The sequence below is a fragment of the Mycobacterium sp. genome, from assembly GCF_052143115.1.
GTDB lineage: Bacteria > Actinomycetota > Actinomycetes > Mycobacteriales > Mycobacteriaceae > Mycobacterium.
Window position 1 is genome coordinate 1 of record NZ_JBKQTQ010000306.1, and the last position, 3,160, is coordinate 3,160.

The window sequence follows — 3,160 nt, forward strand, 5'->3', positions numbered from 1 at the left end:
GGCACCCGATGTTGTCGCTGTTGCCTTGTGCCACCACGTTGGCGATAATGGCCGGCACCGTCGTCGTGATCGTAAAGGTCCAGGGCAGGCCGGTGAAGTTCGACTGTTCCGGCTGGGCGTTCTTATCTAAGTAGCTAACGCTTCCCGTGGTGTCGCCGGGCCCGTAAACCTCGTACGTCACCTGCTTGACATGGGAGGGCTCGAGTGGCTCGGCACTGCTGCCGGTCGCCCTAAAGATCGCGTCAGAGCCGAAAACGCCGCGGAGCCGACTGACGGCAACACCGCCGAGGGCAACCGCCACCACGACGATGAGCGGTACCCAAGCCCGCTTGAGAAAGGTCAACATTGAAGCTTCCTCATTCGTGGCCTCGTCCTTGTCGCTAGTAGCTTCACGCCTGCACCGCGGGGGTATCCAGGGCCATTTGGCCCCTGTGTTAGGTGACCTTTGGTGCAGGGCGCCGCGGACCTGTTCGTGAATATACCCTACGGGGTATGGTATAGGCCAGGGCTGTCAGGCACGGCATCAAGCGGCGCGGGCGGCACAATCAGCCTTTTGGTATCAACGAATTGAGCACATGGCGCGTCTGCAGCCGGATGTATTCGTCGAGGCTGTACCCGCGGGCCTCGATGGCCGCGCAGCGGTGCGGCGGTCGCGTTTCCACGTCATGGCGACCGATTTCGCCGACTATGGCAACCTAGATGCCGAGATCCTTGGCGATGATCGTCTTCATGATCTCGGTGGTTCCGCCGTAGATCGTCTGGATGCGGGCGTCGACGAACGCGCGCGATACCGGATACTCCCGCATATAGCCGTAACCGCCATACAACTGCAGGCAGCGGTCTGCGGTGCGCACCTGCAGTTCGGTGGTCCACCATTTCAGCCGGGCCGCCCTGGCTGCGGTGAGCTCGCTGGTCAAGTGCTCGGCGATGCAGTCGTCGAGATAGGTTCGTGCAAGATCGATTTCGGTGGCCAGCTCGGCGAGCACGAATTGGGTGTTCTGCAAGCCGGAGATCGGGGAGCCGAAGGCGTTTCGCTGCCGCACATATTCGAGGGTTTCGGCCAGTACCCCTTCGGCGGCAGCCACCGCACCCACCGCCAGCGAAAGCCGCTCCTGCGGAAGGTTGTTCATCAGCTGATAGAAGCCCCTGCCTTCCTCCTCGAGCAGGTTGTCGACGGGAACCCGCATATCGGTGAAGCTCAGCTCGCTGGTGTCCTGGGCATGCAGGCCGATCTTCTCCAGGTTTCGGCCGCGGGAAAAGCCCGGCGTGTTCGGGTCGACGACCAGTAGCGATAGCCCCTTGTGACGATCGGGTGCGGTGCGTACCGCGATGATGAACAGGTCCCCGGTCTGCCCATTGGAGATAAAGGTTTTCGCGCCGTTGACGACGTAATGATCGCCGTCACGCACCGCGGTGGTGCGGATCCCGGCTAGGTCGCTGCCGGCGCCCGGTTCAGTCATTGCGATGCCGATGATCGTCTCGCCGGTCACCACGCCCGGTAACCAGCGTTGTTGTTGTTCGGGTGTCGTCAGGTCGGTGAGATAGGGCAGCACGATGTCGTTCTGCAGCGAGATGGCGACAGCTTCGGCCGCCGCGCCGACCCGCTGGAGTTCTTCGACGACGATCGCGTTGTAGCGAAAGTCGTCGACACCCGGCCCGCCGAATTCCTCAGCGACTGAAAAGCCGAGCAGTCCAAGCTTTCCCGCTTCGGTGAACAGGGAGCGGTCCAGACATCCGGCCTTCTCCCAGCGTTCGTGGGCCGGGACCACCGTTTGTTGCACGAAATCGTGGACCAGTTCCCGGAACTGCTGATGCTCGGAGGTGTATTCCAGGCGTGCGCTCATTTGGATACTCCTGTCAGCGGAAGGCGTCCATACCGGTGATCGCCTGGCCCAGGATCAGCTGATGCATCTCCGGAGTGCCCTCGTAGGTCAGCACCGATTCCAAGTTGACCATGTGCCGGATCACCGGGTACTCCAGCGAAATTCCGTTGCCGCCTAAAATGGTTCGTGCGGTCCGGCAAATCTCGATCGCCTCACGGGTGTTGTTGAGCTTGCCGAAGCTGACCTGCTCCGGACGCAGTCCGACGCTGTCTTTGAGTCGTCCCAGCTGCAGCGCGAGCAACAGGCCTTTGTGCAATTCGACGGCCATGTCGACGAGTTTGGCCTGGGTCAACTGGAATCCGGCGATCGGACGATCGAATTGGGTGCGGTGGCTGGCGTAGTCCAGTGCGGCCTGCCATGCCGAGCGCGCGGCGCCCATCGAGCCCCAGATGATGCCGTAGCGTGCTTCCGACAGGCATGACAGCGGGCCTTTGAGCCCCTTCACCTCGGGCAGCAGGGCATCATCAGGCAGCCGCACGTCGTCGAGCACCAGCTCGCTGGTGATCGAAGCCCGCAGCGAGAGCTTGTGGTGGATGGTGTTGGCGGAAAAGCCAGGCGTGTCGGTGGGGACGATGAAGCCGCGGATCCCGTCGTCGGTGACGGCCCAGACGATTGCGACGTCGGCGACCGAGCCGTTGGTGATCCACATCTTGCGGCCGTTGAGGATCCAGTCCGACCCGTCGCGCCGTGCCCGGGTTGTCATAGACGCCGGGTCAGATCCGGCATCGGGCTCGGTCAGCCCGAAGCAGCCGAGCAGTTCGCCTGCGGCCATGCCGGGCAGCCACTGTTGCTTCTGCTCCTCGGAGCCGAATCTCCAGATCGCGAACATGGCCAGCGACCCCTGCACCGACACCATCGACCGGATACCGGAGTCGGCGGCCTCTAGTTCGGTACACGCGAGTCCGTAGTGCACGGCCGACGCCCCGCCGCAGCCGTAGCCCTCCAAATGCATGCCGAGCAGGCCAAGCTTTCCGAAGTGCTTAGCGAGTTCGCGGACAGGAAGATCACCGATTTCGAACCATTCCGCGACATGCGGAACGACATTCTCGGCGCAGAACTGGCGAACCGTGTCGCGTACTGCGATCTCGTCGTCGGACAGCGACGCGTCGAGGCAGAGCGGGTCGTGCGGGTCGAAAGCCGGCGCTTTGTCAGTGCTCATTGGCTCATCCTGCCATCGTCAGGCCGCCGCTCACATTGATCACCTGACCGGTGAGGAACGAGGCGGCGTCGGAAAGCGAAGAACAGCACCGGGGCGGCGGCTTCCTCCGGCCGGGCCA

The 3,160-nt window shown here is 63.0% G+C and carries 3 protein-coding genes and 1 pseudogene; all 4 read right to left on the reverse strand.

Going from position 1 to position 3,160, the window contains the following annotated elements; all coding sequences use genetic code 11:
• The coding region (locus ACLQI9_RS30310) for an MmpS family transport accessory protein (RefSeq protein WP_442392676.1) at nucleotides 1-346 on the reverse strand (346 nt) is incomplete at its 3' end.
• 349 nt (nucleotides 347-695) lie between these two features.
• The gene (locus tag ACLQI9_RS30315; protein ID WP_442376148.1) at nucleotides 696-1,844 is read right to left on the reverse strand and encodes an acyl-CoA dehydrogenase family protein; all 1,149 of its coding nucleotides are present in this window, start codon (nucleotides 1,842-1,844) and stop codon (nucleotides 696-698) included.
• Between the two features lie 13 nt (nucleotides 1,845-1,857).
• Nucleotides 1,858-3,042 (reverse strand): acyl-CoA dehydrogenase family protein, encoded by a 1,185-nt coding sequence (locus tag ACLQI9_RS30320; RefSeq protein WP_442376149.1) that lies wholly within the window; start codon nucleotides 3,040-3,042, stop codon nucleotides 1,858-1,860.
• Nucleotides 3,043-3,046: 4 nt separating this feature from the next.
• Nucleotides 3,047-3,160: pseudogene (locus ACLQI9_RS30325) on the reverse strand (SDR family oxidoreductase); the annotation flags it as partial.

Coding starts and splice junctions, on each gene's coding strand:
- ACLQI9_RS30315 (WP_442376148.1), bottom strand. CDS start 1,844: ATGAGCGCACGCCTGGAATACACCTCCGAGCATCAGCAGTTCCGGGAA.
- ACLQI9_RS30320 (WP_442376149.1), bottom strand. CDS start 3,042: ATGAGCACTGACAAAGCGCCGGCTTTCGACCCGCACGACCCGCTCTGC.